Origin of the sequence: Streptomyces sp. NBC_01546, from assembly GCF_045208355.1 — a bacterium.
GTDB lineage: Bacteria > Actinomycetota > Actinomycetes > Streptomycetales > Streptomycetaceae > Streptomyces.
The window spans coordinates 8301957-8323603 of the sequence record NZ_CP109379.1 but is presented as its reverse complement, the minus strand read 5'-3'; the positions used below and the strand labels follow the sequence as shown (position 1 = coordinate 8323603).

General features: G+C 70.5%; 25 protein-coding genes and 6 pseudogenes. 9 read left to right on the top strand and 22 right to left on the bottom strand.

Going from position 1 to position 21647, the window contains the following annotated elements:
* Nucleotides 1–3: 3 nt before the first annotated feature.
* Genes OHA89_RS38045 through OHA89_RS38020 form a run of 6 tightly spaced genes read right to left on the bottom strand, consistent with a single transcriptional unit; the run spans nt 4 to nt 2501 of the window.
* Nucleotides 4–351, bottom strand: a complete 348-nt coding sequence (locus OHA89_RS38045; protein WP_266616864.1) for a sodium:proton antiporter — start codon at nt 349–351, stop codon at nt 4–6.
* Complete coding sequence (locus OHA89_RS38040) at nt 351–1127, bottom strand: MnhB domain-containing protein (protein WP_266616866.1); 777 nt, start codon at nt 1125–1127, stop codon at nt 351–353. The genes OHA89_RS38045 and OHA89_RS38040 overlap by 1 nt, the downstream gene beginning before the upstream one ends.
* Entirely contained in the window at nt 1124–1435 is a 312-nt protein-coding gene (locus OHA89_RS38035) for a DUF4040 domain-containing protein (protein ID WP_266616867.1), read from the bottom strand. The genes OHA89_RS38040 and OHA89_RS38035 overlap by 4 nt, the downstream gene beginning before the upstream one ends.
* Nucleotides 1428–1724: a monovalent cation/H(+) antiporter subunit G gene (locus tag OHA89_RS38030; RefSeq protein ID WP_406368138.1), complete on the bottom strand. Its 297-nt coding sequence runs from the start codon at nt 1722–1724 to the stop codon at nt 1428–1430. Before OHA89_RS38030 ends, OHA89_RS38035 begins: the two co-directional genes overlap by 8 nt.
* Nucleotide 1725: 1 nt before the next feature.
* Nucleotides 1726–2028, bottom strand: coding sequence for a monovalent cation/H+ antiporter complex subunit F (locus tag OHA89_RS38025; protein ID WP_406368137.1), 303 nt, complete (start codon nt 2026–2028; stop codon nt 1726–1728).
* Nucleotides 2025–2501: a hypothetical protein gene (locus OHA89_RS38020; RefSeq protein ID WP_406368136.1), complete on the bottom strand. Its 477-nt coding sequence runs from the start codon at nt 2499–2501 to the stop codon at nt 2025–2027. Before OHA89_RS38020 ends, OHA89_RS38025 begins: the two co-directional genes overlap by 4 nt.
* A 277-nt stretch (nt 2502–2778) precedes the next feature.
* On the opposite strand from OHA89_RS38020, the gene OHA89_RS38015 reads away from it, so the two are divergent.
* Entirely contained in the window at nt 2779–3735 is a 957-nt protein-coding gene (locus OHA89_RS38015) for a TIGR03557 family F420-dependent LLM class oxidoreductase (protein ID WP_266616873.1), read from the top strand.
* 259 nt (nt 3736–3994) lie between these two features.
* Here OHA89_RS38015 and OHA89_RS38010 read toward each other — a convergent pair.
* Nucleotides 3995–4249: pseudogene (locus OHA89_RS38010) on the bottom strand (hypothetical protein); the annotation flags it as partial.
* Between the two features lie 254 nt (nt 4250–4503).
* Here OHA89_RS38010 and OHA89_RS38005 point away from each other — a divergent pair.
* Nucleotides 4504–5790, top strand: coding sequence for an AI-2E family transporter (locus OHA89_RS38005; RefSeq protein ID WP_266616875.1), 1287 nt, complete (start codon nt 4504–4506; stop codon nt 5788–5790).
* A gap of 702 nt (nt 5791–6492) precedes the next feature.
* On the opposite strand, the gene OHA89_RS38000 is transcribed toward OHA89_RS38005, so the two are convergent.
* Nucleotides 6493–7071, bottom strand: coding sequence for a hypothetical protein (locus OHA89_RS38000; protein ID WP_406368135.1), 579 nt, complete (start codon nt 7069–7071; stop codon nt 6493–6495).
* 74 nt (nt 7072–7145) lie between these two features.
* A complete protein-coding gene (locus OHA89_RS37995) occupies nt 7146–7373 on the bottom strand; it encodes a DUF6479 family protein (RefSeq protein WP_266616878.1) in 228 nt (75 codons plus the stop codon).
* 99 nt (nt 7374–7472) lie between these two features.
* Here OHA89_RS37995 and OHA89_RS37990 point away from each other — a divergent pair, with 99 nt between their 5' ends.
* Nucleotides 7473–8030, top strand: a complete 558-nt coding sequence (locus tag OHA89_RS37990) for a cysteine hydrolase family protein (protein ID WP_266616879.1) — start codon at nt 7473–7475, stop codon at nt 8028–8030.
* On the opposite strand, the pseudogene OHA89_RS37985 reads toward OHA89_RS37990, so the two are convergent.
* The 5 genes and pseudogenes from OHA89_RS37985 to OHA89_RS37965 all read right to left on the bottom strand — a co-directional run.
* Nucleotides 8008–8151, bottom strand: a pseudogene (locus OHA89_RS37985) (glutathione-dependent formaldehyde dehydrogenase); the annotation flags it as partial. The gene OHA89_RS37990 and the pseudogene OHA89_RS37985 sit on opposite strands and share 23 nt — an antisense overlap.
* Nucleotides 8152–8524: 373 nt before the next feature.
* Nucleotides 8525–8713 carry a DUF6381 family protein gene (locus OHA89_RS37980; RefSeq protein ID WP_266616881.1) on the bottom strand — a complete coding sequence of 63 codons (189 nt, stop codon included), beginning with the start codon at nt 8711–8713 and terminating at the stop codon, nt 8525–8527.
* A 558-nt stretch (nt 8714–9271) separates the two neighbouring features.
* Nucleotides 9272–9436: pseudogene (locus tag OHA89_RS37975) on the bottom strand (thiamine pyrophosphate-binding protein); the annotation flags it as partial.
* 50 nt (nt 9437–9486) lie between these two features.
* Nucleotides 9487–10287 (bottom strand): SDR family oxidoreductase, encoded by an 801-nt coding sequence (locus tag OHA89_RS37970; RefSeq protein WP_266616883.1) that lies wholly within the window; start codon nt 10285–10287, stop codon nt 9487–9489.
* Between the two features lie 340 nt (nt 10288–10627).
* Nucleotides 10628–10843 carry a CBS domain-containing protein gene (locus tag OHA89_RS37965; RefSeq protein WP_266616885.1) on the bottom strand — a complete coding sequence of 72 codons (216 nt, stop codon included), beginning with the start codon at nt 10841–10843 and terminating at the stop codon, nt 10628–10630.
* A gap of 152 nt (nt 10844–10995) precedes the next feature.
* Between OHA89_RS37965 and OHA89_RS37960 the strand changes: the two genes are divergently transcribed.
* Nucleotides 10996–11628: a hypothetical protein gene (locus OHA89_RS37960; protein ID WP_406368756.1), complete on the top strand. Its 633-nt coding sequence runs from the start codon at nt 10996–10998 to the stop codon at nt 11626–11628.
* 60 nt (nt 11629–11688) lie between these two features.
* On the opposite strand, the gene OHA89_RS37955 is transcribed toward OHA89_RS37960, so the two are convergent.
* The 3 genes from OHA89_RS37955 to OHA89_RS37945 are packed head-to-tail and all read right to left on the bottom strand — an operon-like array spanning nt 11689 to nt 13360.
* Nucleotides 11689–12459 carry a metallophosphoesterase gene (locus tag OHA89_RS37955; protein WP_266616887.1) on the bottom strand — a complete coding sequence of 257 codons (771 nt, stop codon included), beginning with the start codon at nt 12457–12459 and terminating at the stop codon, nt 11689–11691.
* Complete coding sequence (locus tag OHA89_RS37950; RefSeq protein WP_266616888.1) at nt 12456–12710, bottom strand: hypothetical protein; 255 nt, start codon at nt 12708–12710, stop codon at nt 12456–12458. Before OHA89_RS37950 ends, OHA89_RS37955 begins: the two co-directional genes overlap by 4 nt.
* Nucleotides 12707–13360, bottom strand: coding sequence for a nucleotidyltransferase family protein (locus tag OHA89_RS37945; protein WP_266616915.1), 654 nt, complete (start codon nt 13358–13360; stop codon nt 12707–12709). The genes OHA89_RS37950 and OHA89_RS37945 overlap by 4 nt, the downstream gene beginning before the upstream one ends.
* A 318-nt stretch (nt 13361–13678) precedes the next feature.
* Between OHA89_RS37945 and OHA89_RS37940 the strand changes: the two are divergent.
* Together OHA89_RS37940 and OHA89_RS37935 are read left to right on the top strand one after the other, a co-directional pair.
* Nucleotides 13679–14364: pseudogene (locus OHA89_RS37940) on the top strand (HemK2/MTQ2 family protein methyltransferase).
* Complete coding sequence (locus tag OHA89_RS37935) at nt 14247–14711, top strand: CDGSH iron-sulfur domain-containing protein (protein WP_406368134.1); 465 nt, start codon at nt 14247–14249, stop codon at nt 14709–14711. The pseudogene OHA89_RS37940 and the gene OHA89_RS37935 overlap by 118 nt, the downstream one beginning before the upstream one ends.
* Nucleotides 14712–14815: 104 nt before the next feature.
* Here OHA89_RS37935 and OHA89_RS37930 read toward each other — a convergent pair whose 3' ends face one another.
* The 3 genes and pseudogenes from OHA89_RS37930 to OHA89_RS37920 form a co-directional block, all read right to left on the bottom strand.
* The gene (locus OHA89_RS37930; RefSeq protein ID WP_266616889.1) at nt 14816–15355 is read right to left on the bottom strand and encodes a histidine phosphatase family protein; all 540 of its coding nucleotides are present in this window, start codon (nt 15353–15355) and stop codon (nt 14816–14818) included.
* A gap of 2 nt (nt 15356–15357) precedes the next feature.
* Complete coding sequence (locus OHA89_RS37925) at nt 15358–16338, bottom strand: PEP-utilizing enzyme (protein ID WP_406368754.1); 981 nt, start codon at nt 16336–16338, stop codon at nt 15358–15360.
* Nucleotides 16307–17394, bottom strand: a pseudogene (locus OHA89_RS37920) (PEP/pyruvate-binding domain-containing protein). Before OHA89_RS37920 ends, OHA89_RS37925 begins: the two are co-directional and overlap by 32 nt.
* 224 nt (nt 17395–17618) lie before the next feature.
* Between OHA89_RS37920 and OHA89_RS37915 the strand changes: the two are divergent.
* Complete coding sequence (locus OHA89_RS37915; RefSeq protein ID WP_266616891.1) at nt 17619–17972, top strand: PRC-barrel domain-containing protein; 354 nt, start codon at nt 17619–17621, stop codon at nt 17970–17972.
* A gap of 435 nt (nt 17973–18407) precedes the next feature.
* Complete coding sequence (locus OHA89_RS37910) at nt 18408–18827, top strand: isoamylase early set domain-containing protein (RefSeq protein WP_323186145.1); 420 nt, start codon at nt 18408–18410, stop codon at nt 18825–18827.
* 117 nt (nt 18828–18944) lie between these two features.
* Here OHA89_RS37910 and OHA89_RS37905 read toward each other — a convergent pair whose 3' ends face one another.
* Together OHA89_RS37905 and OHA89_RS37900 are read right to left on the bottom strand one after the other, a co-directional pair.
* Nucleotides 18945–19301: an SsgA family sporulation/cell division regulator gene (locus tag OHA89_RS37905; protein ID WP_266616893.1), complete on the bottom strand. Its 357-nt coding sequence runs from the start codon at nt 19299–19301 to the stop codon at nt 18945–18947.
* Nucleotides 19302–19652: 351 nt separating this feature from the next.
* Nucleotides 19653–19943 (bottom strand): annotated as a pseudogene (locus OHA89_RS37900) (DUF6766 family protein); the annotation flags it as partial.
* A gap of 193 nt (nt 19944–20136) precedes the next feature.
* On the opposite strand from OHA89_RS37900, the gene OHA89_RS37895 reads away from it, so the two are divergent.
* The gene (locus OHA89_RS37895) at nt 20137–21630 is read left to right on the top strand and encodes a hypothetical protein (RefSeq protein ID WP_406368133.1); all 1494 of its coding nucleotides are present in this window, start codon (nt 20137–20139) and stop codon (nt 21628–21630) included.
* The last annotated feature ends 17 nt before the right edge of the window (nt 21631–21647 follow it).

Genomic DNA, 21647 nt, shown 5'->3' with positions numbered 1-21647 from the left:
GGCTCAGCCCCGCAGCGCGGTCAGCGCCTGGGGGTCGACCGTACCGTGCCGCTTGCGCAGCTGGATGGTGAGCGCGAGGAGGAGGGCGGTGACCGTTGCGCCGACCACCACATCTGTGAGGGCCATGGCCTGCACGACCGGGTCGACCACGGGCCGGCTCCCCGGGGTGAGGTCGCCGAACACGGGGGCGGTGCCGCCGCGCCGGTAACCGATCCCGAGGAGCAGCAGGTAGGTGGAGGACTGGGCGACGGCGAGGCAGCCGATCGCGTGGATGAGGTTCCTACTGGTCACGAGCCCGTACAGGCCGATCAGCAGGAGCCATCCGGAAGCGAGGAACGGCAGGACACCCATCACTTCTGATCAGTCCTCTCAGGAGACCGCGAGCCGTCGGCCGGGGCTTCGGAGGCAGTGACCTCCACCGCCTGGTCGAGGAAGTGGGCGATCAGCACGATCAGTCCCGATCCCACTTCCACGCCGACGGCCACGTTGAGGAGCGGGACGAACCCGCCGGAGGTGATCTCGTTGAACGTGCCCAGCGGCAGCACGTTCTCCAGGAACGCGCCGCCCGCGACCAGTCCCGCGAGTCCCATGAGCGTGAAGGACAGCGCACCCAGCGAGTCGGCGACATCGAGGACGGCGAGCGGCCGCACCTCTTCCAGGACCCGGTAGTCGGCCGCGAGGTAGGCGAGGTGCACAGCCGTGGCCAGCACGACACCGCCCTGGAACCCGCCACCGGGAGACAGCTGTCCGTGGGCGACGAAGTATCCGCCGACGATCAGGGCCACGGGCAGCAGCACCAGTCCCAGCAGGACGGTGCTGGGCAGGGCGCGTTCCGACCGTGGGCGGCCCTGTCGCTCGTCGCGGGCCAACCGCAGCAGGAGGGTGGAGCCGAGGACGGCGGCGAAGAGGATGGACTCCTCGACGAGCGTGTCGAGGGCCCGGAGGTCGAAGTTCACCGAGGAGACCGTGTTGGCCGTACGGCGGGCCAGCGCGGCCGCGACGGCGCGGTCCCCGTACGGGTGGACCGGGGTGCCGAACGGGGGCAACCGCACCACTGCGGCAACGAGGAATCCCGCGATTACGGCCGCGGCCGGTACGAAGACGAGGAGTCTCGTACGGTCCCTCACGCGTCGTCACCCCGAACAAGGCGCGCTGCCCCCTCCGCCTGACCCCGGTCCTCCTGGTTCTGCTCCTGCGCGGCACCCCGGCGGACCTTCCGGGCGGTGAGCAGGATCAGCAGCGGTGTCAGCGCCGAGCCGACCGCGAGCTGGGACAGGGCGACATCGGGTGCCTGAAACAGGGTGAACAGGAGGGCCAGCAGCAGGCCGAGCACCGCGAGGACGACGGCCTGCCGGACGGGATCGCGGCACAGGACCGCCGCGGTGGCCGCCACCACGACCAGCAACAGGCACAGGGCAGTCGTGGCGTCAGCCACGCGAACCTCCTTGCTCTTCCAGGGTGGCCTTGCCGACGGCGATCGTGCTGACCACCCCGCCCAGGGCCAACAGGACTCCGATGAACAGCGTCTTCACGGCCGCCCGCCCCATCCCTTGTTCCACGGCCACCGAGAGAGCGATGGACAGCACCCCGAGACCGTTGGCCGGGGCCAGGGCGTGCAGCCGCGTCATGCGGTCGCCCAGCAGGGCGAGTCCTGCGGCGGACAGCAGGACACAGCCGACTCCCGCCCACAGGAGGACGAGCGTCACGACATGACCGGCCGTCACCTCACCGCACCTCCTGCTGCGGGCCCTCGGATTCGCCAGCCTCGGGTCCTCTTTCGGACCCGCCGACGAAGCGGGTGAAGACGAGCACGCCGGCGGGCGAGAGAACAGCCAGGGCGAGTGCCAGGTCCTGGTACGAGGCTCTCCCGAAGGCCATCGGCAGTACGAGGAAGACGGCGCCGGTGACCGTTCCGGCCAGGCAGAGGCCCGCCAGGCGACGGACCGCGCTCCCCCGCACGGCGCCCCACAGCGCCGCCGAGAATCCGGCCGCGATGAGCAGCAGCGCGGCAGCCGACCATGCGTTCACCGCTCGGCCTCCGGTTCTGGGCGGTGAACCAGCGACCGCTCCACGAGTCCGCTCCGGGCGCGGAAGGAGGGCAGGGAGTGGAGCACGACGTCCGGGGTCGGGCCGTCCGGGACGTCCACGACACACGTGTCCGCGGACCATCCCAGTACCAGGGCGGCCCATCCCGGGTCGGCGCCGTCACGCAGACGGACGCGCCGGACCCGCCCCCGGGGTGCGCCCTTGACCACGTTCCGGATCAGTGCCGCGCAGCCTCCCAGGGCGGCGGGGAGGAGGAGCAGGAGGGCCCGCGGGAGCCCGGCAGCCCCGCGAGGACGCACTGCGGCCACCTGGCGCATCCTCACGGCGAGTCCGGCGGCAGCCGCTGCCACACCGCAGGCCACGGCCACTTCCACGGGGCTCGGCGAGGTGATCACTACCAAGGTCAGACCCGTGAGCACCGTCCACCACCCGAGGAACCACAGGATCGCCGCCACTCGCCTCCCCTTCCATGCGCCGCGGACACCGATTCTCTGCATCCGGACGGGACGCGGCGTTGACTCAGAACGGCTGACGCCGGGGATGTCACCCGCCCGGCGCAGGAGCGGACGGTCAGCCAGTGCCCGGGAACGCGGGTGCCCCGTCGGCCGTCCGGTAATGCCCACGGTCCGTGGTAGCCGGAGGACGGAGCACCGAGTGTCCGGGCGTGTCCGGGCGGCAGACCTGGGTAGCCGTATCAGGGGGCGCCGGACTCGAGCGGAAGGGGACGAGCGCATGACGGCCTTCGGCTATTTCTTGTCCTGTGAGGAATTCACCCCGGCTCAGCTGCTGCGCCAGGCACGTCTGGCAGCGGACGCGGGGTTCACGCGCCTGGCCATCTCCGACCACTACCACCCATGGACCGACACCCAGGGCAACAGCCCCTTCGTGTGGTCGATGATCGGTGCCCTGTCCCAGACGGTGGACCTGCCCGTCACCACACTCGTCACCTGCCCCACCGTGCGCCTGCACCCGGCGGTGACCGCCCAGGCGGCGGCCACCTCCAGCGTGCTGCTGGGAGGCCGGTTCGCTCTGGGCGTGGGCACCGGTGAGGCCCTCAACGAGCATGTTCTCGGTGACAGGTGGCCCGCGTTCGACGAGCGGGCGGACATGCTGGAGGAGGCGGTCGAAGTGATGCGGAAGCTCTTCACCGGCAGCCAGACCAGCCACCGGGGGAAGCACTACACGGTCGACAACGCCCGCCTCTACACCGCTCCCGAGGAGCCGTTGCCCATCCTGGTCTCGGGCTTCGGCCCCAAAGCGGCCGGGCTCGCCGGCCGCATCGGAGACGGCTTCGTCACCATGAGTCCGGACGAGGACGCGATCGGCTCGTTCCGCGAGGCGGGCGGCGCTGGCAAACGAGTCGCCGGAGGACTGAAGGTCTGCTGGGACCAAGACCGGGAAGCGGCTGTCGACACAGTGCACCGCATGTGGCCGACCGAGCACCTGCCCGGCGAGCTGAACCAGATCCTTCCCACACCTGCCCACTTCGAGCAGGCGACGGAGCTCGTCACCCGACAGCAGGTGTCCGGATCCGTACCGTGCGGCCCGGACGTCGAAGAGCACGCCGATGCCATTCGCGCGTACGTGGCAGCCGGGTTCGACGAGGTGTACGTCGGGCAGATCGGCCAGGGGCAGGAAGACTTCTTCGCCGCCTACCGCGACAAGGTTCTTCCCGCCCTCCGCGGCTGAGGCTTGTGTTCCCGCCGCGGACAGAGTGCGGCGTCGTCGAAGTGGGCGCGCGCCCTCGGTCCGCACGAGGAATCCGGCGAGCACGCCCGCGGCGGGTACGGGCGGTCGCCGCGCGGGAACGCTGCACGGCGGCCGCCGGTGTGCTGGGGAGCCGGCCACGGCAGTGATCGGCCTCAGCCGGCCAGGGCGGCGAGCCTCGGTACGCAAGCTGGTCTGTCTGCCGGGCAGTGAGGTGGACGTGAATGTCGGTGAGGAACTCCTTCAGGGCTGTGCAGCCGGCCGTGTAGGCCTCCTCCTGCCCGCCGGCGTCCGGGGGCGTCCAGAAGATCAGCAGCCGCTCTTTCCTGCGTGCACCCTCAGGGGTGGCGAAGCAGATCTCGTGGACGACCAGCCGCGACTCGTCCGCGGGCAGGGCCTGAAGCAGCTCGTCATGCGTCAGGTTCGCTTCCGCGTCAAGCTCCAGGACACCCGGAGCGTCCGCGCAGCGAAGGATCACAGTGTTGACCTCCCGCATCTCCTTCACATGGGGAAGGGCGTCAAGCACCCTTCCGAAAACCGGACTGGGCTACTCACAGGGTCCTCATCTCAGTCGTCGCAGTCACCCGGGATCAACGGCGCACCCCTGCTGAGGATGCGGTGGGCGCTCCCAGCCGGCGGCGCGCACTCCGGATCCGCTGCGTCCGAAGGCCGGAAGCTGCTTGTGGCGTTCGGCTCCCCGCCGGGGTGCCTGAGGGGCGGAGCAGCCGCCCGACCTGGAAGGAGTTTCGTATGAAAACCATTCGATGGTTCGGACGCCTGAAGAAGAGTGCTGCGGGGCTCGGCGAGCGGCGAGCGCAGCTCCAGGCCCAGCGGGACGCGGAGGACGCCGGACCGTGGGAGGACTCGGCACCTCCGGAGATACGGACCGGCGTCGGCCCTGGAGCGCGGGACCCCGCGGCGGCGGTGCCCTGGGGAATACGTGTGGCCGCGGCGGCAGGTTGGCGGTTCCTCGTGCTCGCCGCCACCCTCTGGGTGCTGATGCGGGTCATCGGGGCAGTACGGCTGGTCGCGCTCGCCGTCGTCGTCGCGCTGCTGGTCACCGCGCTGCTTCAGCCGACCGTCGCCCGGCTGCACCGAAGCGGACTCTCCCGAGGCGCGGCGACGGCGCTGACCGCGACGTGCGGATTCGTGCTGCTCGGACTGGTCGGATGGTTCGTGGTCTGGCAGGTGCTCGACAATCTTGGCAACCTGTCCGAACGGGTTCAGGAGGGTATCGACGAACTCAAGCAATGGCTGATCGACAGCCCGCTCCACGTCACGGAACAGCAGATCAACGACATCGCCGACACCTTGAGCGACACCATCGGCACCAGTACGAGCGAGATCACCTCCACCGGCCTGCAAGGCGTGACCGTGCTGGTCGAGGTGATCACCGGGCTGCTGCTGGCCATGTTCGCCACCCTCTTCCTGCTGTACGACGGCAAGCGCATCTGGCGGTGGACCCTCGGACTGGTTCCCGCGGCGGCCCGTCCCGGGGTCGCCGGCGCCGGCCCGCGCGCCTGGCGCACGCTCACCGCCTACGTGCGCGGCACCATGATCGTCGCGCTGATCGACGCGGTCTTCATCGGCCTGGGCATCTACTTGCTCGGCGTACCGCTCGCCGTCCCCATCGGCGTGGTGATCTTCCTGGCTTCCTTCGTGCCCCTTGTCGGCGCCGTCGTCTCCGGAGCACTCGCGGTCGTCGTCGCGCTCGTCACCGAGGGGGTCTTCACCGCTCTGATGGCGCTGATGGTCGTCCTCGTGGTGCAGCAGATCGAAGGGCACTTGCTACAGCCGTTCATTCTGGGCCGGGCCGTGCGGGTCCACCCGCTGGCCGTCGTCCTGGCCGTGGCCATGGGAGGCGCCGTCGCGGGAATCGGCGGGGCTGTCGTGGCGGTCCCGCTCGTCGCCGTGGGCAACACCGTGGTCGGCTACCTCCGTGCCCACCCTGCCCCGGGTGAGATGGGTGCTGCGCCCCCACCCGTTGCCTCGGCCGGGGAAGAGCAGGCGAGCGGGGAGGGCAGCGCGAACCACTGAGCACTGGGACGACCGACGTAGCGGGGGGCGCCACGAGGGCCGGCGCAGCGCGGACCGTACCCGGAGTCGTCACCCGGGCCGTTCGGGCGTCCCTACGCCCCGGTCGCGCGTGTTCGGCGGTACGCCCGCGATGCGAGGGACGTGTGCACGCCCGTCCCCCTCAAGCACGTGGCGAACCGGGAGGCGCAGGTGGTGGCACACAACCTGCTGCACGCCGACGACCTGGTCCGCACGGCCCACGAGGCAGTCCCCGCAGCGGTGTTCACCCGCCCCCAGATCGCGCAGGTCGGCAGGACCGAGTGCAAGTGCCGGGAGGAGGGACTGGACTACGCGGTCGCGGTGCGCCGGTTCTCGGACACCGCGGTACGGGTGGGCGATGGAGGACGCCACCGGCTTCTGCAAGGCGCTCGCGGACCGCAGCACCGGACTGCTGCTGGGCGCCCACGTTCTGGGGCCACAGGCCGCCACTCCGATCCCCCTGGTGGTTGCCATGAGTCTGGGGGCTCCTCGTCCTCGGGCAACCGCCGGCGATCGCACGTGACGGGCCAACTCCGCATCGAACTCCAGCCCGAGGTGCCGTCGGCCTGCGGCATCGCCTGCTGGGTTGGAGCGGGCGATCGGGCTCGACGGCCTACGCCCGCACGCGGTCGGACTCCCTCGAGCCGTCCGTGCCCCGACTGGGCTCCGGCGCTCGCGTGTCCGCTACGTCGTGCCCGGCCGACCGGCAGGGGCCACCGCCCTGCGGACGGGCCGGGCACTCACGGCGGCTGGCTCCGCCGTGAGTGCCTCGACCGCGCAACACCGGCGCAGGTCCTCCAAGCTGCGGCTCTGAGCGTCCGCCCGGGCGAGCAGCCGGTCGAGATCGGAGGCATCGAGACGAGTGTCGGTTGCGGCGAGCGCGCGCAGCGCCCGCCAGCACGCGGCCTTGCCCTCGACACCCAGCAGCATCGCTTCGAGCTCCAGCACGTCGCTGAGCGGGGAGCGGGACAGGAGCCTGCCGTTCGGCTTGAGCCGCCCCGCCTTCTCCCCGATCCGGCCCACCACCTCGCGCAGCCGCCGCACGGGGACGTCGAGGTCGTGCATGATCCGACGCAGGCTCTGCTGGTCCTCTTCGATTTGCCCCGCCAAAGCGGCCAGTTCCGGCCACGAGCCCTTGGGGCGGTGCCGGTCGACGATCCGGTAGATCAGGCGTACACCTGCGCCTGAACCGGTGAGGTGGTCGTTCAGGTACACGGTGAGGAGGGAAGGCCTCGACGAGGTCCGGGGCTTGTCGTCGTACATGGCTGAACCTCCGTTCCAGGGCACTGCCAACGTGCCTCCTGCCCCTACCCGCCTCGGACGCCCCGAATCAGCGGTCACGAGGGGGACGGCCGGTCGGGCTCGTCGGGCCTCTGCCAGGAATCCTGCCGGGCACGTGCCGGTGGGCTCTGGTCCGCCGACTGTGCACCGGGGTCCTTGCGGGCTTCGACACGTCTGCTTCCGTACCAGAACGCCGCGATCAGGAGAGCGACCACGACGACACCGGCCACGATCAGAAGGAGCGACGAGGAACCGGAAGCCGCGAGCGGAAGGGAAGGGGTCATGTGCCGCGCCTACCCGGTGTCGCCCGCTTTGCACGTACGCGCTATCACCGTGCGGCCTGTCGCCCGACTCCCGGTGCCTGATCTGGGAGCTTGGACTCTATGGCGAAGACCGCTCTTGTCATCATCGACATGCTCAACACGTACGACCACGAGGACGCCCACGTGCTCGTCCCGTCCGTCGAGCGGGCGCTCCCCGCCGTTGTGCATCTGCTCGATCAGGCCCGGGCAAAGGATCTTCCGGTGATCTACGCCAACGACAACTTCGGGAAGTGGCGCTCCCACCACGGGGAGATCTTGGACGCGGCACTCGCCGGGCCGCACGCCGACCTCGTCGACCCCGTACGGCCGGACGGGAACGCGTACTTCGTCGTCAAGGCGCGCCATTCCATCTTCTACGAGACCCCGCTCGCCTACCTGCTGGGAACCCTGGACGTCTCGCGCCTCGTTCTGTGCGGGCAGGTCACGGAGCAGTGCGTGCTCTACTCCGCCCTCGACGCCCACATCCGGCACCTCTCCGTCACGGTCGCCGAGGACGCCGTGGCCCACATCCACCGGGACCTGGCCGATGCCGCCCTACGGATGATGGAGATCAATATGGGTGCCCGCGTCGTCCCCGCCGCGGCAGCTCTGAGGGTCACGGTCGGAGAAGTGTCTTGATCATGCCGTCCTCCTTCGCCTGGAACGTCGCATAGGCGCGCGGAGCCTCCTCCAACGGCACGACGTGCGTGGCGAAGCCCTCCACTCCCAGGGGATCGCTGTCGTCGAGCAGAGGCAGAATTCGGGTGTCTACCGGCCTCAGGCGGATACCCGTCTGCTCGCCGAGGCGCTCGCCCACGAGGCCCTCGGGCCCTTCACGGACGTGCTGGAGATCGGTACGGGCACCCGCGCGCTGGCACTTCACGCCGCAGGCCAGGGGGCACGGGTCACGGCGGTCGAACGTCTCCTGGCCCGCCGTGGTGACTGCGCGCCTGAACGCCCTGCGCCACCGGCTGCCCCGCCGCGTCCTGTACGGCGATTTCGCCTCACGCTGCGCGGGGGCGCCGCTACGACCTGGTGGTCACGAATCCGCCGTACGTCCCGCCCCCTGCGCACGCCCTGCCGAGGCTCAGGGTGTGGCAAGGTCGCGGCCGCGCCGCCGGCGCGTTGCCCGTCTACATGGGGTCCATGGTTCCACTGCCCGGACCGTTCTCCTGCTCGCTCTTCTCGCGTATGTGCTGGGCTTTGTCCGTGAGTCGTTGCCGCTCTGCGGGATCCGTTGCCCGCTGAGCCGCCTGTTCCAGCTCTTGAGCCTTGTCGCGCATCTGCCGGGCTCGCATGCTCGGCCCGCTTTCGTCACTCATGACCACTCCTCGGGTGTGGAGCCTTCGCGAAAAACGCCTCGTCGTCGGGGCCGATCTGCCCGACGTGCACCTCGTCGAAGCCCGCTTTCACGGAGGCACGTACGGCCGCCACGTGTTCCTCTACGTCGTCGCCGCAGGGGACAACAGCAAGGTTTCCCAGAGCTGCCTACATAAAGCCCCTTTCAACGTTCGTGGCGCACCACCTGTTCTAATTGCGCGGGGGTCGGCTGGATCTGGTTGAGCTCACCGGGCAGGTGCTCGGCATGGCCTCAGCCTGGGCGGTGATCGCGCGATGCAGACGCATGGTGGGCAGCTGACCCATGTGTTCACGGGCAGGTCCACGGCTTGTGAGAGGGGTCCGATCATGGACCAGACCAGCGGGCTGTTGCCCTGTGCGTCCTTCCACGGGTGGAAGTGATCGGAGATCGCCAGGCGGGTAACCCGGCGTCGGCGGCTCGACGAGCCTGCTCCAGCGACGTGTGCGGGCGCCTCGTGGCCGAGTTCCTGCCCGTCGGCGGGGATGATCAGCGCGGTGGTTGCGCTGCGGTCGGTCTGTCCGGCCGGGAAGGCGGTCATCTCCTCGTGCCGAGCCTGGACGCACCGCGGTCGGTCCCCAGCCCGCCCCCGCGCCGCGAGGAAGCCGTTGATGCCGTCCACCGGGTAGGCGAGGACGTGCTCGACGCCCCATTCCCGCAGGCGCTGCAACAGGTAGTCGGCCTTCATCGTATTACTCCGTCAGCATCGGTGTTTGCCGCGTTCGGCGGCGCGGGCGGTCACAGGTGGCTGCGACTGCCGTGCGGCTGCGCCCACCGGCGGTGCAGGCCCGCGCGTGCGCCCAAGGGGAAAAGGCGGGTCACCGAATGCTCTGCCCGGGTGCGCAGGGATCCCGCGACCTTGCGTGTTCTACCGTCCATGAGTGCTCGGTAGCCCTGGCGCGCCACCAGCGCGGGATCGTCCTTCTTCGCCCGCCCGAGACGGGTGTCGAGCAGACCCGCGCGCACGAAGAAACGGGTGTCGGTGGCACCGGGCATCAGCGCGGTGACGGACACGCCCGAATCCTTCACCTCGCTGTGCAGGGCTTCCGCGAAGGACTTCAGGAAGGCCTTGGAGGCGTTGTAGACCGCGTGGTACGGCCCGGGAATCTCGGCGGCCACCGAAGAAACGACGAGTATCCGCCCCTCTCCACGTCGGGCCATGTCGCTCAGCAGCCGGTGGGTCAGGTGCACGGTCGAGGAGACATTGACGTCGATGACGCGGGCCAAATCCGTGAGGCCGGCTTCCAGGAAGGCGCCACCATGACCGATTCCCGCGCCCAGAACCGCAGCGCTCACCGGTCGGCCGAGGGCGCTGAGCTCGGCCATCAAGGTCTCCACGCCGTCGGAAGTCGCCAGGTCGACCCTGGTCGAGTGGACCTGGGTGCCGTGCGACCGCAGCCGGGCCGCCGCGTCGTCCAGGAGTTCGTCCTCGGCGGTGACGGCCAGATCGTATCCGTGACGAGCGAACTCCCCGGCCAGCTCGAAGCCGATGCCGCTGGATGCGCCGGTGATCACGGCAAGCGGATGCGGGGTGTTCATGGCATTCTGCGCCTCTCGTACGGTGCCCCTCCACAAGGCGCCTGCCCGGCAGCGGGAGGTTCAAGCCAGGGGGCACCGAAGAGCGACTTCGAAGTAGCGGAAAACGATCAAGGATGCGGGGCCTGCCTCGGCCAAGATCGACGCCCCACGCCAGGGACGGCAGCACAGCGCACGTGGATCTTCGGCCACCGTGTCGTCATCCCGGCAGGCGTCATCGCCGCGTGGACACACGGGAGGAAGCCGTTCATCTCCCGGCACTGTCCGAGCCGTCCCCCCGGCGAGCGGCCGGTCGTACCGGAGCCGCCCGGCTGCCGGGCGGCTCCGGTACGGGTGGCGGGCCTCAGGTGTCGGGCTCGGCCGCCGAGATGGCCGCGAGGGCCGACCCCGGATCCCGTTCGACCTCGAGGTCGCCCAGGGTGACCACGCCGACGAGTTCACCGTCCTCGGTCTGCACGGGCAGGCGCCTCAGCGCGTGCCCGTGCATGAGATCGACGGCCTGGTCGACGCCGTCGCCGGGCTTGGCGGTCATCGGTTCAGTGCTGCATATCGCCTGCACAGTCGTGTAACAGCAGGACGCCGCCAAACACGAGCACGTCCGGAACGCGGCCCGCTCACTGCCACGGCTGCGCGAGCACGTGACGCGGGTTCTCGCCGGGCGCGGTCTGACCCGCGGGCGGGTCCTGGCGTGCACGACCCCGGCTACTCGACCTGGGCTTCCTGCGGATCAGCGACGAACGCTACGCCCGCGACAACGGCAGCTACGGGCTCACCACGCTGCTGCGGGAACACGCCGTCTGCCGAAGCCGCGAGATCCGCCTGCACTTCCCAGCCAAGTCCGGCAAGGCAGCCACCCGCACGCTGGTGGACGAGCAGGCCTACCCGGTGGTCTGGGCGCTGCTCCGGCGCAAGGACCCCGGGCCGAGACTGTTCGCGTACTGGGAGCGCCGGGCGTGGCGCGGGGTCCACGCCGAGGAACTGAACGCCTACCTGAGCGAGCGCGGGGGACAGGACGTGACGGCGAAGGACTTCAGGACCGGGTACGCCACCGTACTGGCAGCGGTCGCCCTGGCCTTCTCCGAAGGCACTGCCGACGCCTCCCGCGCCCGGCGCGGCAGGGTCGTGGCTCGCGCCGTGCGCGAGGTCGGCGGCTACCTGGGGAACACACCCGCCCTATGCCGGGCGTCCGACATCGACCGCCGCGTCATCGATCTCTACGAGGACGGAAGGACCATCGCCCCAGTCCTCGGCAAGCTGGGCGAGGAAGCCATGTTCGGCGAGCCCGCCACCCACGGCGCCGTCGAGCGCGCCGTTCTGAACCTGTTGCGAGCCGGCCACGTGTGACCCGGCCGGGCCGGGCACGGGCTTCGATCTTCTCCTGGGCCGGGCCGAGCCCGGGCTCCCTCACGCGGTTCCCGTCGGAGCGGGCTCGCCCGGGGCGGGTACGTGCCCGTTCGCGCTGAGGTGGTAGATGGCGAAGGCCCGGTCGATGACGGGCATGGCGACGTTCCGGACTCTTATCCCGCCCGCCGTCATGCCGTGTTCGGTGCCGAGGTGGGCGTGTCCGTGGACGGCCAGGTCGGCGCCCTCCTCGTCCATCGCCTCGGCAAGCAGGTAGCTGCCGAGGAAGGGGTAGATCTCCCGGGGCTCGCCCGCCAGGGTGTCGGGTACGGGCGCGAAGTGCGTCAGGGCGATGCGCAGCGTGCAGCCCGCTTCGCGGAGTTCGCCCAGGGCCCGTCCGAGGGCTTCCGCACAGCTGCGGGTGTGGCGGATGAAGGCCTTCATTTCCGGTTCGCCGAACTCGCTGCCGCTACGTCCGGCGAAGCCCCCGCAGAAGCCCTTGGTCCCCGCGACGCCCACCTTCGTACCAGCAAGGTGGAGGGTGACGCCATCGCCCTCCAGGACGTGCACGCCCGCCGCCCGCAGCTCCCGGGCGACGGCCTCCTCCTGGTCGCTCTGGTAGTCGTGGTTCCCGAGGACCGCGACGACGGGCACCGGAAGACCGGCCACCTCCGCGGCCACGACCCGGGCTTCCGCCGGGGTGCCATGCCGGGTGAGGTCGCCGGCCAGCAGCAGCACGTCCGCGCAGGTGCCGAGCGTGTCGAAGGCGGGCCGCAGCAGCCCGGCGCTGTCCGGGCCGAGGTGGATGTCCCCAACGGCCGCCACGCGGATCACGGCAGCTCCTCGGCGTGGTCGGGCAGGCGGGGGTGGCTCACCGCGAGGTCCTCGTACCAGTCCAGGCCGGCCAGCTCCTCCCCCGCGATGCGCAGGACGGCCGTCCGGCACTGCTCGTCGGGGACACAGCCCCGTACGACGGCCCGGGCGCCGTGCGTTTCGACCCGCACGCCGAGTTCGGCGGTCTCCTCGCGCGCCAGCCGGTCGCGCAGGTGCTCGATGCGGTACTCGGTGATCTCGGTGGCGGTCACGGCGCTTCCTCCCTCTCCTTCGGCCCCTCGGATTGACGGTCGATGACCCGCAGTCTGGCGAGCAGGTAGAGGAAGGCGTCCGAGAGCGGGGTCGCCCGGTGGTCCCGGTCGAGGCGGTCCCAGTCGATCTGCTCGCGCAGCATGCGGGCCATGGGCAGCAGGTCGCCGAAATCGCAGTAGTGCTCGCAGAGCGCGGCGAGGCGGCTGTCCATCAGGTCGGTGGGCGAGAGCACCGGCATCCACACCGAGTCCACCGCCTTGACGCTCGCCCGCCCCAGCAGCTCCGTACTGACCGGACGCCTGGCGAGCTCGAAGATGAGGTCGATCTCTTCCCCGCCCGATCGGCCCTTGACCAGCCAGTCCTCTGGGGCCCGGCGCATGGCGATGCCGCCGCCCTCCAGGGCTTCGATCGCCGCGTCGGCGTCCTCGGGCCGGACGCAGAAGTCGGTGTCGTGCTGGAAGCGGGCCGGCAGACCATGCGCGAAGGCGGCCACGCTGCCCGCGAGGGCGAAGGGCTTTCCGGTGCGCTTGAGCAGCGCCGCCACGTGCTTGGTGGTTTCCAGGATCGCCTGAGTGTGGTCCTTGGGCAGCGGACCGTCGGCCGGAGCAGGGGGGCTCAGGCTTCCGGGTGGGGGGCGCCCCGCTGGCATGGGCGGGGCCGTCTTGCGGTCCACGGTGCCTCACTTCAACCGAGTGCCTGACTGCTGCGTGTCACTTTCGATACGAGGGGCGCCTAACCACTACAAAATTCCTCAAACCAGACATCGGTCCCGAGCGGTGCGAGCGGACGCGCCGGGTAGGCGCCTCCCATGTCCCCGTGACGTACCGCACGACTCGCACCTGGCCCGTGGCCATACCGGGCCCGCGCTGCCCGGCTGTCGAGGGAACCCCCGACAGAGGATTCGTCTGCCCCTCGGATCCAGTCCGAGGCGTGAAGTGGAGCGGACCGACGCGACCGAGGAAGCTCCATGCCGTGCACCGCTCTGACATGCCACACCGGCGCACCCGAATTGATATCACCGCCCGGTGTCTACCGGCCACAGGCCGACACCCTGCTGCTCGCCGACACCCTCGCCCGGGAACCGCTCGGGCCTGTTTCGGAAGTCATGGAGGTCGGGACGGGCACCGGGGCACTCGCGCTGCAGGCTGCGGCCAGAGGTGCCCAGGTCACGGCCGTCGACGTCTCATGGGCCGCTGTGCTGGCGGCCCGCCTGAACGGGTTGCGGCAGCGACTGTCACTGCGTGTCCTGCACGGGGATTTCGCCGCGCGCACCCTGGGCTCAGATTCGACCTGGTCATCGCCAAGCCGCCCTACGTCCCATCGCCCAACGCCCGGCTGCCCACTTGCGGACCGCAGCGGGCATGGGACGGCGGAACCGACGGGCGGCGCGTCATCGACCGGATCTGCACGACCGCCCCGGCCCTGCTGCCTCCCGGCGGGGTCCTCCTCCTGGTGCACTCCGGGATGTGCGAAGCGGAGACCACGGTGCGGCTCTTGGCACTGTTGGGGCTGCCCGCAGGGAGCACGACGTGGGCATGGGTGCCCTGGGGGCCCGTACTGCGCTCGCGAGGCGCCCGGCTGCGAGAACGGGGTCCGGTGGACGAGGGCGACGAACTCGAGGAACTGGTGATCATCCGTGCCCAGTGTCTCTGACAGACCCCGGACGTCCCCGCACCCGCGTGCAGGCCCGCTCACCGCGTGTACGTCGACCCCTGCGGGCCGGTGCTGGTGGAAGGCCCGGTCGTAATCCTCCTGGACGACGGGACCCTTGCCCACTGGGACCGGGCGGGTTCGTAGTCGCCGTGTGCACTTGCCGTCGCAGCCGTACCTACCCCTGGTGCGACACCAGCCACCACCCCCGCGCACGGGCGACACGGCAGCCGGACCGTCCTTGGTGGACGGTCGCGGGCGACGATGTCGGGGCGGAACACCGCGTCCCCGAAACACCGTCCGGACACGGGGATCGGTTCCCCGGCCCGTCTTGTGCCCGGCCGGCGTGAACGGGGTCGGTCGCTCTCCTGGGAGGCGGCCGTGGGCCGGCGCAAATCGAGGCACCTTCGTGGCCGGGTGGCCTGGCGCACGCCTCGCCGCCGCCCGTCGCTGATCAGCGGGTGGGGGACCAGAGGTCCGTCAGGCTGCCGCGGCCCGGAGTCAGGCCGTCCCATGCGTCCGCAAGGTCCACCACGACGACGCTCGAGGTGGGGAAGCCCTCTCGGAGCCGTTCCAGCAGTTCCACCGGGCCGCTGCCGCAGAGGACGGAGGCCAGCTCGTGGATGCCGGAGTTGTGGCCGACGAGGAGGAGGCTGCCGAGCTCCCCGCCCCGCGCGGAGAGCACATCCACCAGACCGCTGGGAGCCGCGTTGTAGAGCCGGTCGTCGTACACGGTCGGAGGCGGACTCGGCAGGGCGGGCAGGATCAGCTCCCACGTCTGCCGTGTCCTGCGGGACGGGGAGCACAGGGCCAGATCGGCCGTGTACCCGGCCCCGGCCAACCACCGTCCGGTATCGGGGGCGTTCTTGCGGCCCCGGTCGCTCAGGGGTCGGTCGAAGTCCTCAACCCGCCCCTTGGGCACTGCCTTCGCATGCCGGACCAACAGCAGTCGGCGACGCTCTCCACCTGCGCGGGCCGACGGTTCCACATGCACGGTTATCTCCTTCGCCGCGGAGGTACAAGGCCATGGTGCGGCCGTCCTCTGACGTCCGCACCCGCAAAACAGCACCCGGCCAGAGCGCCGGGCCCCGGCCACAGGATTCGAAGCGAGCGCGGGTCCCGGCCCACGCGGACCGCGACCAGCGCCCTCCCGCTGTGCTCGCCGGAAATCGCTGGTGCTGCTACTACCCTCCCGTGGGACACCAAACGAGTCTCTCGCTGCACGTCGTCGATCGGATACGGCGATCCGAGCCGCGGACGGTCCACACACTGCGCGCCTACGCGGCCGACCTCACCGAGGACCACTACGCGTACCGCCTCGGGCACGACCAGCGGCCCTCGGCCCCAGCCGAGGGCGCTACGGCCCCGTCGCGGCCGGAAGGCCGGACCGTACCCCGGTATTGGGCCCCTACCCGGGCCCAATTCGAGGCTTCGTCCTCCCCCGGTCGCGGTCAGGCGGACGATTCCGGCGGCGCGGTGGGCGGAGTCACACAGGGTGTGGCGGAGCCGGGTGGGTGCCGCGCGAGGCGCACCGCAAACGTCGGCAGTCGAGTGCAGACCGTCGATGAGGTCCAGGAGCCGACGGGGCTGGGCCTGCCAGTTGTACGCGAAGAACGTGATGCCGCGACCGTGCAGGCGGCGGGACGCTGACGGCGACACGCGAAACACGAACAGGTAGCAGGCGACCGACTCGCCGGCCAGCCGCACTGCCATGTCGCGGAGTTCGACCTCCACCTCGACTCCGCGGACTGCGAACCTTCCATCCGATCGTCCAGGCGGACGGCCACCGGGTAGGCGGCCGCCGGAGCGAACATGATGACGGCACCGGCCTCGACGCTTCAGCGGCTCGGTCGGAGGGCCAGTCCGTGGTCGCACGCGGACGTGCTGGCCGTAGGTCAGTCGCGTCGTCGCGTCGGCGGTGGCCATGACGGCGGGGATGCCGTACTCACGGGCGACGATCGCTGCGTGGGAGGCCACGCCGCCCGTGTCGGTGACGACGGCGGCCGCCCGGCGGAAGACGTCCTCCGTGCCGTCGAGTACCCCGGCTGCGACGAGCCGGTCGCCCATCTCCAGCAGCGCCTGCCGCATCGCCGGCAGCGGCAGCATCGCCAGGAACCGCGTGTCGTTGCGTGCGGGGGAAGTAGCGCAGCCGAAGTGCCAGCAGCGGCGCGGCGATCTGAGGCCCTTCCTTCAGCGGGGCCATGAGTTCCGGCCAGGAACAGCGGGCAATATCCCGTCTGCGGAGTTCCTCCGCACGTCGGCGCATGGCCCCGACGAGCGGATCCGATGCCCACCGGGCCGGGTCGTGTCGGCGGGCCGCGCGTACGAGACGGACAGGCGCCGTCAGCAGCCGCCAGGTGGGCCGGGGCCACGGCATCTCCACACGAACCATCACGCCACCGTCCTCGACGAACATCCGGGACGGCGGCGGAAGGGCCATGCCGGTCGCTTTGGCGGCCTTCTCAAGCAGCCCCAGCAGCGGGACCAGCCACGCCGTGGTGTCGATCGGGTACGGGCGGACCGGCAAAACCTCGCAGAGCATCGCGCTCGTCATCCGCTGGAAGCGGACCGACAGCCTCGGTAGCCGCATCGGCGTGGGCAGCGCGGTGATCGGGCGGGTCTGCAGGATGAACAGGTTTCCGTGGGCCCAGGCCCATTCGATGTCCTGCGGCCGGCCGAAGTGCCGCTCGATGTCCCTGGCGACGCCGACGAGCTGCCGTACCGCCGCCGCGGGCAGAGCAGCCTCGGCCAGGCGCCCGGTGACCTGCTCGGTGCCACCGCCGGGGCGGGGGCGGACGGCGATTTCGCGGCGTCCGACCCTGCGCCGGACCATCCTCCCGCGCCGAGTGTCGACCACAATGTGCTCCGGGGAGACCAGCCCGGAGACACCGCCTCGCCGAGCCCCGGGCTCGCGTCGATGACCAGCGCGTGCCGGTCACCGGTGACGGGACCGGCGGTGAACGCCACCCCCGCGAACTCAGCGGCAACCATCCGCTGCACGACGACCGCCATCCTCACCAGACCGTGGTCTATGCCCCGGCCGGCACGGTAGTCGACCGCGCGGTCGGTCCACAGCGAGGCCTGTCTCGCGTGGCCTGAAGCGGCGTGAGCGTGTCCGCGTCAAACTCGCCCGCGCACCCCGGCAATGGCCGCCGGCCGTTACCCCGAAGGAGGTGCCCGAGTCGCAGACCGGCAACCCCAGTCATACGTTCAGTGACGAACTGCGAGTGCGTGACAGCCATGCGAAAGGATCAGCTGTGACTGAATTCGACATCTGGGGCTACCGTCCGGACGCCGGGTACCAGCAAGGCACCGACATCGTCGGCTACAAGGTCGAGGCCAAGGACGGCAGCATCGGCAAGATCAGCAAGCACTCCGAGGAGGTCGGCGCCTCCTATCTCGTCGTCGACACCGGGGTGTGGATCTTCGGCAAACATGTGCTGCTGCCCGCCGGGACGATCAACATGATCGACATGGTCGAGGAGAAGGTCTACATCGACCGGACGAAGGAGCAGATCAAGGACGCTCCCGAGTTCGACGAGGCCAAGCAGGGCGGCGAATCGTCCTACCTGGAACAGTTCGGCCGGTACTACAACGCGCCGCACATGTAGCGCAGCCGCACGCATGGCGCGGGGCCCACCGAACGGTGGGGCCGCCATGCGGACACCCAGGCGCCCGATGCGTGCGGGGCGCGGGCCGGTCAGCTCTGCGAGATCGACTGGAGCAGGTCGCCGACCTTCGCATCCGGCAGCGCGCGGGCGACGACTTGCAGGCGGCTACGTGGCGCGGGCTCCCCGAGGCGCCAGCCACAGAGCGACAGGCTGCGGCCATCTGCACGCAGCCTTCCCTTTCCCCCTCCAGGGCTGACCGAGGGCGTCCGCCCGCGCGGCACGCCTGGCCAGGTATGTACGCACCCGGGCTCACGGGCGGTGTCCCCGCCGGCGCCGACCACGGATTGGGAACAGGGCGCCCCAATGACCGGCCGGGTGACCTTCACCCCGGCTCACGGCCGCATAGTGCGGCAGCGGACTCACGCGCGGGCGAGTATGCACGGACCGTTCCCCGATTCTTCGCGGCTGGGGTTCTCCCTGCGCGAACGCAAGCAGCTCAAGGGCCGTACCCAGGTCACCTTCATCCTCCCCGAGGACAATCCGGACGGGCCGGTCAGCGTCGTTGGGGACTTCAACCACTGGAACCCCGCCGCCGCCCACCCCCTCGAAGCCCGCGGCGACGGCACCCGAGCTGCCTGCGTCTCCCTGCCCTCACACAGCGCCCATTCCTTCCGTTACCTCGCCGCCAGCGACTACTGGTTCGACGACGAACACGCCGACGGCCACGACGGCACCAACGGCCGCCTCCACACCTGGGTTCTGGCACATATTCCGCGAACGATCTTGACACGGGCTACATCAGCCTCCCGCGACATCCAATCCGCCCAGCTCACGTGGTGCGCACCGCGATGCTGACGGATAGCCAGCGAGATCTTTCACGGAATATGTGCCAGAACCCACACCGACCACCACCGCACCCCGCGAGTCCGAGCGAGGGGTGTGACTCGGCAAGCCTGGTGGCGCTCGGGCTCTTCAGCGGGCCAGGAACTCGTCGAGGAGCTTGTCGAGGTCGCGGAACTCCTCCCCGGCGCCGATGATTGCGTAGGTCTGCTCCAGGAAGCCCATGAGCGCGCGGGCATCCACGAAGAGAACAGCCTTCTCTTCTCGCTCGGCGCTCCGGCCGCGCAGGTCGACCCGGAGTTCCTCGACGCCGGCTCCCTTGCGGGGGCGGAATGTGACGTCGCCCTCACCCACCGGACGTTGGAGTCCCTCGGCAAGCATCTGCCGGTCGAAGTGCCAACGCGCGAGGACGCTGGGGCCGTCGAAGAACGTCGCCTGCACCACGTACGGGTCGCCGCCGTCGTACGAGAAGCGGACAAGAAGAGGCACAGGACCAGTCATTGCATCGAGGCGCACAAGGATCAGAGCAGACACGCAGGACATCGATAGGCCTCCTGGATGGGCTGCACGGCTACACGCGTCTGCCCCGCCTGGCCCCTGCCACACTGGACCGATCGTGGGAATCGCGAGTCCTGAAGACCTATGGTCCAGCTGGCGGGCGCCAGCGCAGGTAGAGCCGCACTGCTGGCCATCCACCTCTCAGGCAGTACCGCTGTCCGATGAATGCGAATATCCGGATGACGCGAGCACGCCCCTGGGCTGTGAAAGGCCGAGCGCCCCGGGCGCGCGTACAGGGGAGGAGCCCCCGTGGCGAAGCCGACTGCGGCCTGTTGGCCGACTTCAGCCTTCCACTCCCGTGGAGGTGTGCGGGGCGCCAACGGGCTTGGACTCCGGGGATCCGCGCTGGCGCAGGTATACGGAGAGGATCGCCATGGCGGCCACGACCAGGAGTTCGGACTGCCAGTTCTGCAGGGAGCGGTTCAAGAAGTCGGCGGATGCCAGGTAGGCACCCCAGGAGACGGGCGGCTGAAGCCGCCGCAGTTGCTCCTCGTCGTAGGCGGCTGTGCCGGCGATGGACTGGGCGAGCCAGGACAGGAGGAACAGCAGGGCCATCACGGTCCCCAGGGAACGTCTCGAGCCTCGAGGACCCGACCCACCCATCCCCGGCGGTCTGACCTGGGTCTCGCTGTGCCGCGCACCGCCCACGCGACTGCCCCGCCCTCACTCCAGGGGGGCGGGGCAGCTTCCGTCACCCCGCGTCGAGCCTCTACCTTGAACTCCGACGGAAATTACAAGTATCGGCGAACTCAGGTGAGTTGGGGTAATGACGACAGATCCGGCGGATACGGTGTCCGTCAGCGGGGTCGGGTTCGGGGACTACTACCGGGCGCATGCGGGGCCGCTCGTTGCCCTGTCGCTGCTGCGGGGCGCGGACCTGGTGGAAGCCGCGCGACTCGCCCAGGACTCGATGGCAGTGGCCCGACGGTGGATAGACCTGCTGGCCGCGAACGTGGTCGGGGCCGCGAAGGACACCAGGACCCCCGTGGTCACCGCGCAGGCGCTGCGGTCTTGGACGTGCCGGATGACCGTCGGCGGCGGCCGCGGCGCGCTCCGCCCAGTGCACGAGACGGTGCCCGCCCTCCTGGGGAAGGGCAGCACCGACGCCCTGGTGCAGGCCCGGACGGTGGTGGCGCTCGCCCCGCTGAGAGAGTTGAACGAGCGCCAACTCAACGTCACTGCCTTTCGGTTGGCTGGCTGCGCGCCGGGAGCGATCGCGTACGAGCTGGGCCTGTCGATGCCGAAGGTGCACCGCACCCTGCGCCACGTCGGCAAGCTGCTCGAAGCGGAGACAGGGGTACGGCAGGCCACAGGTGCCGAGGCACCGGAGGAGGCGGAGGGGTCTGGGGCGGCCGAGGGGACCGCGGAGGCAGACGTCAGGTTCGCGGAGCTGCTGGGCGAGCTGGCCGCCGCGCTGGATCCCGTACTCGACCTGCGGGCCGGGCTGGACGAGGTGAGCGGCTCCATTGGTGCAGACGGGACCACCGCTCGCCGCTCCCCCGTACCGCCGCTGTGGAACCTCGGCCCTTCGCTCCCCGTGCCGCCCTTCGGCGCACCAGTGCTGCACTCATTCGCCGAGCCCGCGCCATCTGGAGTGCGGGCCTACGCGGCCGGCCTCGCCCGGTGCGACGCGCAGGGCCGCGAGGCTGCGCTCAGCGGGTTTCCCGCGGTCGAGCTGGCGGCCGTACGGCTCGGAGCGGTGCTCGCCCTTCAGGTGGAGCGATTCCGGCGGGAGGCCGAGCGGTCCGGGACCCGGGCCACCAGGGACGAGTTCCGAAGGGAGGACGCCCGGGCGTTCGCGGTCGCACTGGCACAGGACGCCGCGCTCACCGCGCCGATGTTCGACGCGGTGAAGGACCTCGACGTCCCGCGCCGCGTCGGCTTCCTGGCGGCGGGCCTCGCCCATGACGACCCCTGGACGAACGAGGTCTCCTACGACGGGATCGAAGCGTCCCTCGCCCTGGCCCAGTTCCGGCGCGCGGCGGTGCGGGCCGCGCTGCGCACGTTGCACCGGCCCGGGGCGGACACCTCTCCTCAGTCCGGCGGCTCGCTCGCCGAGGCCCTCACGCAGTCCCTGAGCGACACCCACCGGATGATCCACCAGCTCGACGAACTGAACAGCGACCTTTCGCGTGCCGAGTCGACACTGCCGGACGGCTACTACGTCGACATGACCCGGGACTTCGACCTCCACCAGAGTTTCCACGCGGACCTGGCCCTCGGCATCGACGCCGTCCGGGAGGCCCTGTCGCAGCCCTAGTAGGACTCCGTTAGGTC

What these genes read in the sequence shown, in the direction of transcription:
- OHA89_RS38045 (WP_266616864.1), bottom strand. Translation starts at nt 351, where the DNA reads ATGGGTGTCCTGCCGTTCCTCGCTTCCGGATGGCTCCTGCTGATCGGC.
- OHA89_RS38015 (WP_266616873.1), top strand. Translation starts at nt 2,779, where the DNA reads ATGACGGCCTTCGGCTATTTCTTGTCCTGTGAGGAATTCACCCCGGCT.
- OHA89_RS38005 (WP_266616875.1), top strand. Translation starts at nt 4,504, where the DNA reads ATGAAAACCATTCGATGGTTCGGACGCCTGAAGAAGAGTGCTGCGGGG.
- OHA89_RS38000 (WP_406368135.1), bottom strand. Translation starts at nt 7,071, where the DNA reads ATGTACGACGACAAGCCCCGGACCTCGTCGAGGCCTTCCCTCCTCACC.
- OHA89_RS37995 (WP_266616878.1), bottom strand. Translation starts at nt 7,373, where the DNA reads ATGACCCCTTCCCTTCCGCTCGCGGCTTCCGGTTCCTCGTCGCTCCTT.
- OHA89_RS37990 (WP_266616879.1), top strand. Translation starts at nt 7,473, where the DNA reads ATGGCGAAGACCGCTCTTGTCATCATCGACATGCTCAACACGTACGAC.
- OHA89_RS37980 (WP_266616881.1), bottom strand. Translation starts at nt 8,713, where the DNA reads ATGAGTGACGAAAGCGGGCCGAGCATGCGAGCCCGGCAGATGCGCGAC.
- OHA89_RS37970 (WP_266616883.1), bottom strand. Translation starts at nt 10,287, where the DNA reads ATGAACACCCCGCATCCGCTTGCCGTGATCACCGGCGCATCCAGCGGC.
- OHA89_RS37945 (WP_266616915.1), bottom strand. Translation starts at nt 13,360, where the DNA reads ATGCCAGCGGGGCGCCCCCCACCCGGAAGCCTGAGCCCCCCTGCTCCG.
- OHA89_RS37935 (WP_406368134.1), top strand. Translation starts at nt 14,247, where the DNA reads ATGGGTGCCCTGGGGGCCCGTACTGCGCTCGCGAGGCGCCCGGCTGCG.
- OHA89_RS37910 (WP_323186145.1), top strand. Translation starts at nt 18,408, where the DNA reads ATGCACGGACCGTTCCCCGATTCTTCGCGGCTGGGGTTCTCCCTGCGC.
- OHA89_RS37895 (WP_406368133.1), top strand. Translation starts at nt 20,137, where the DNA reads ATGACGACAGATCCGGCGGATACGGTGTCCGTCAGCGGGGTCGGGTTC.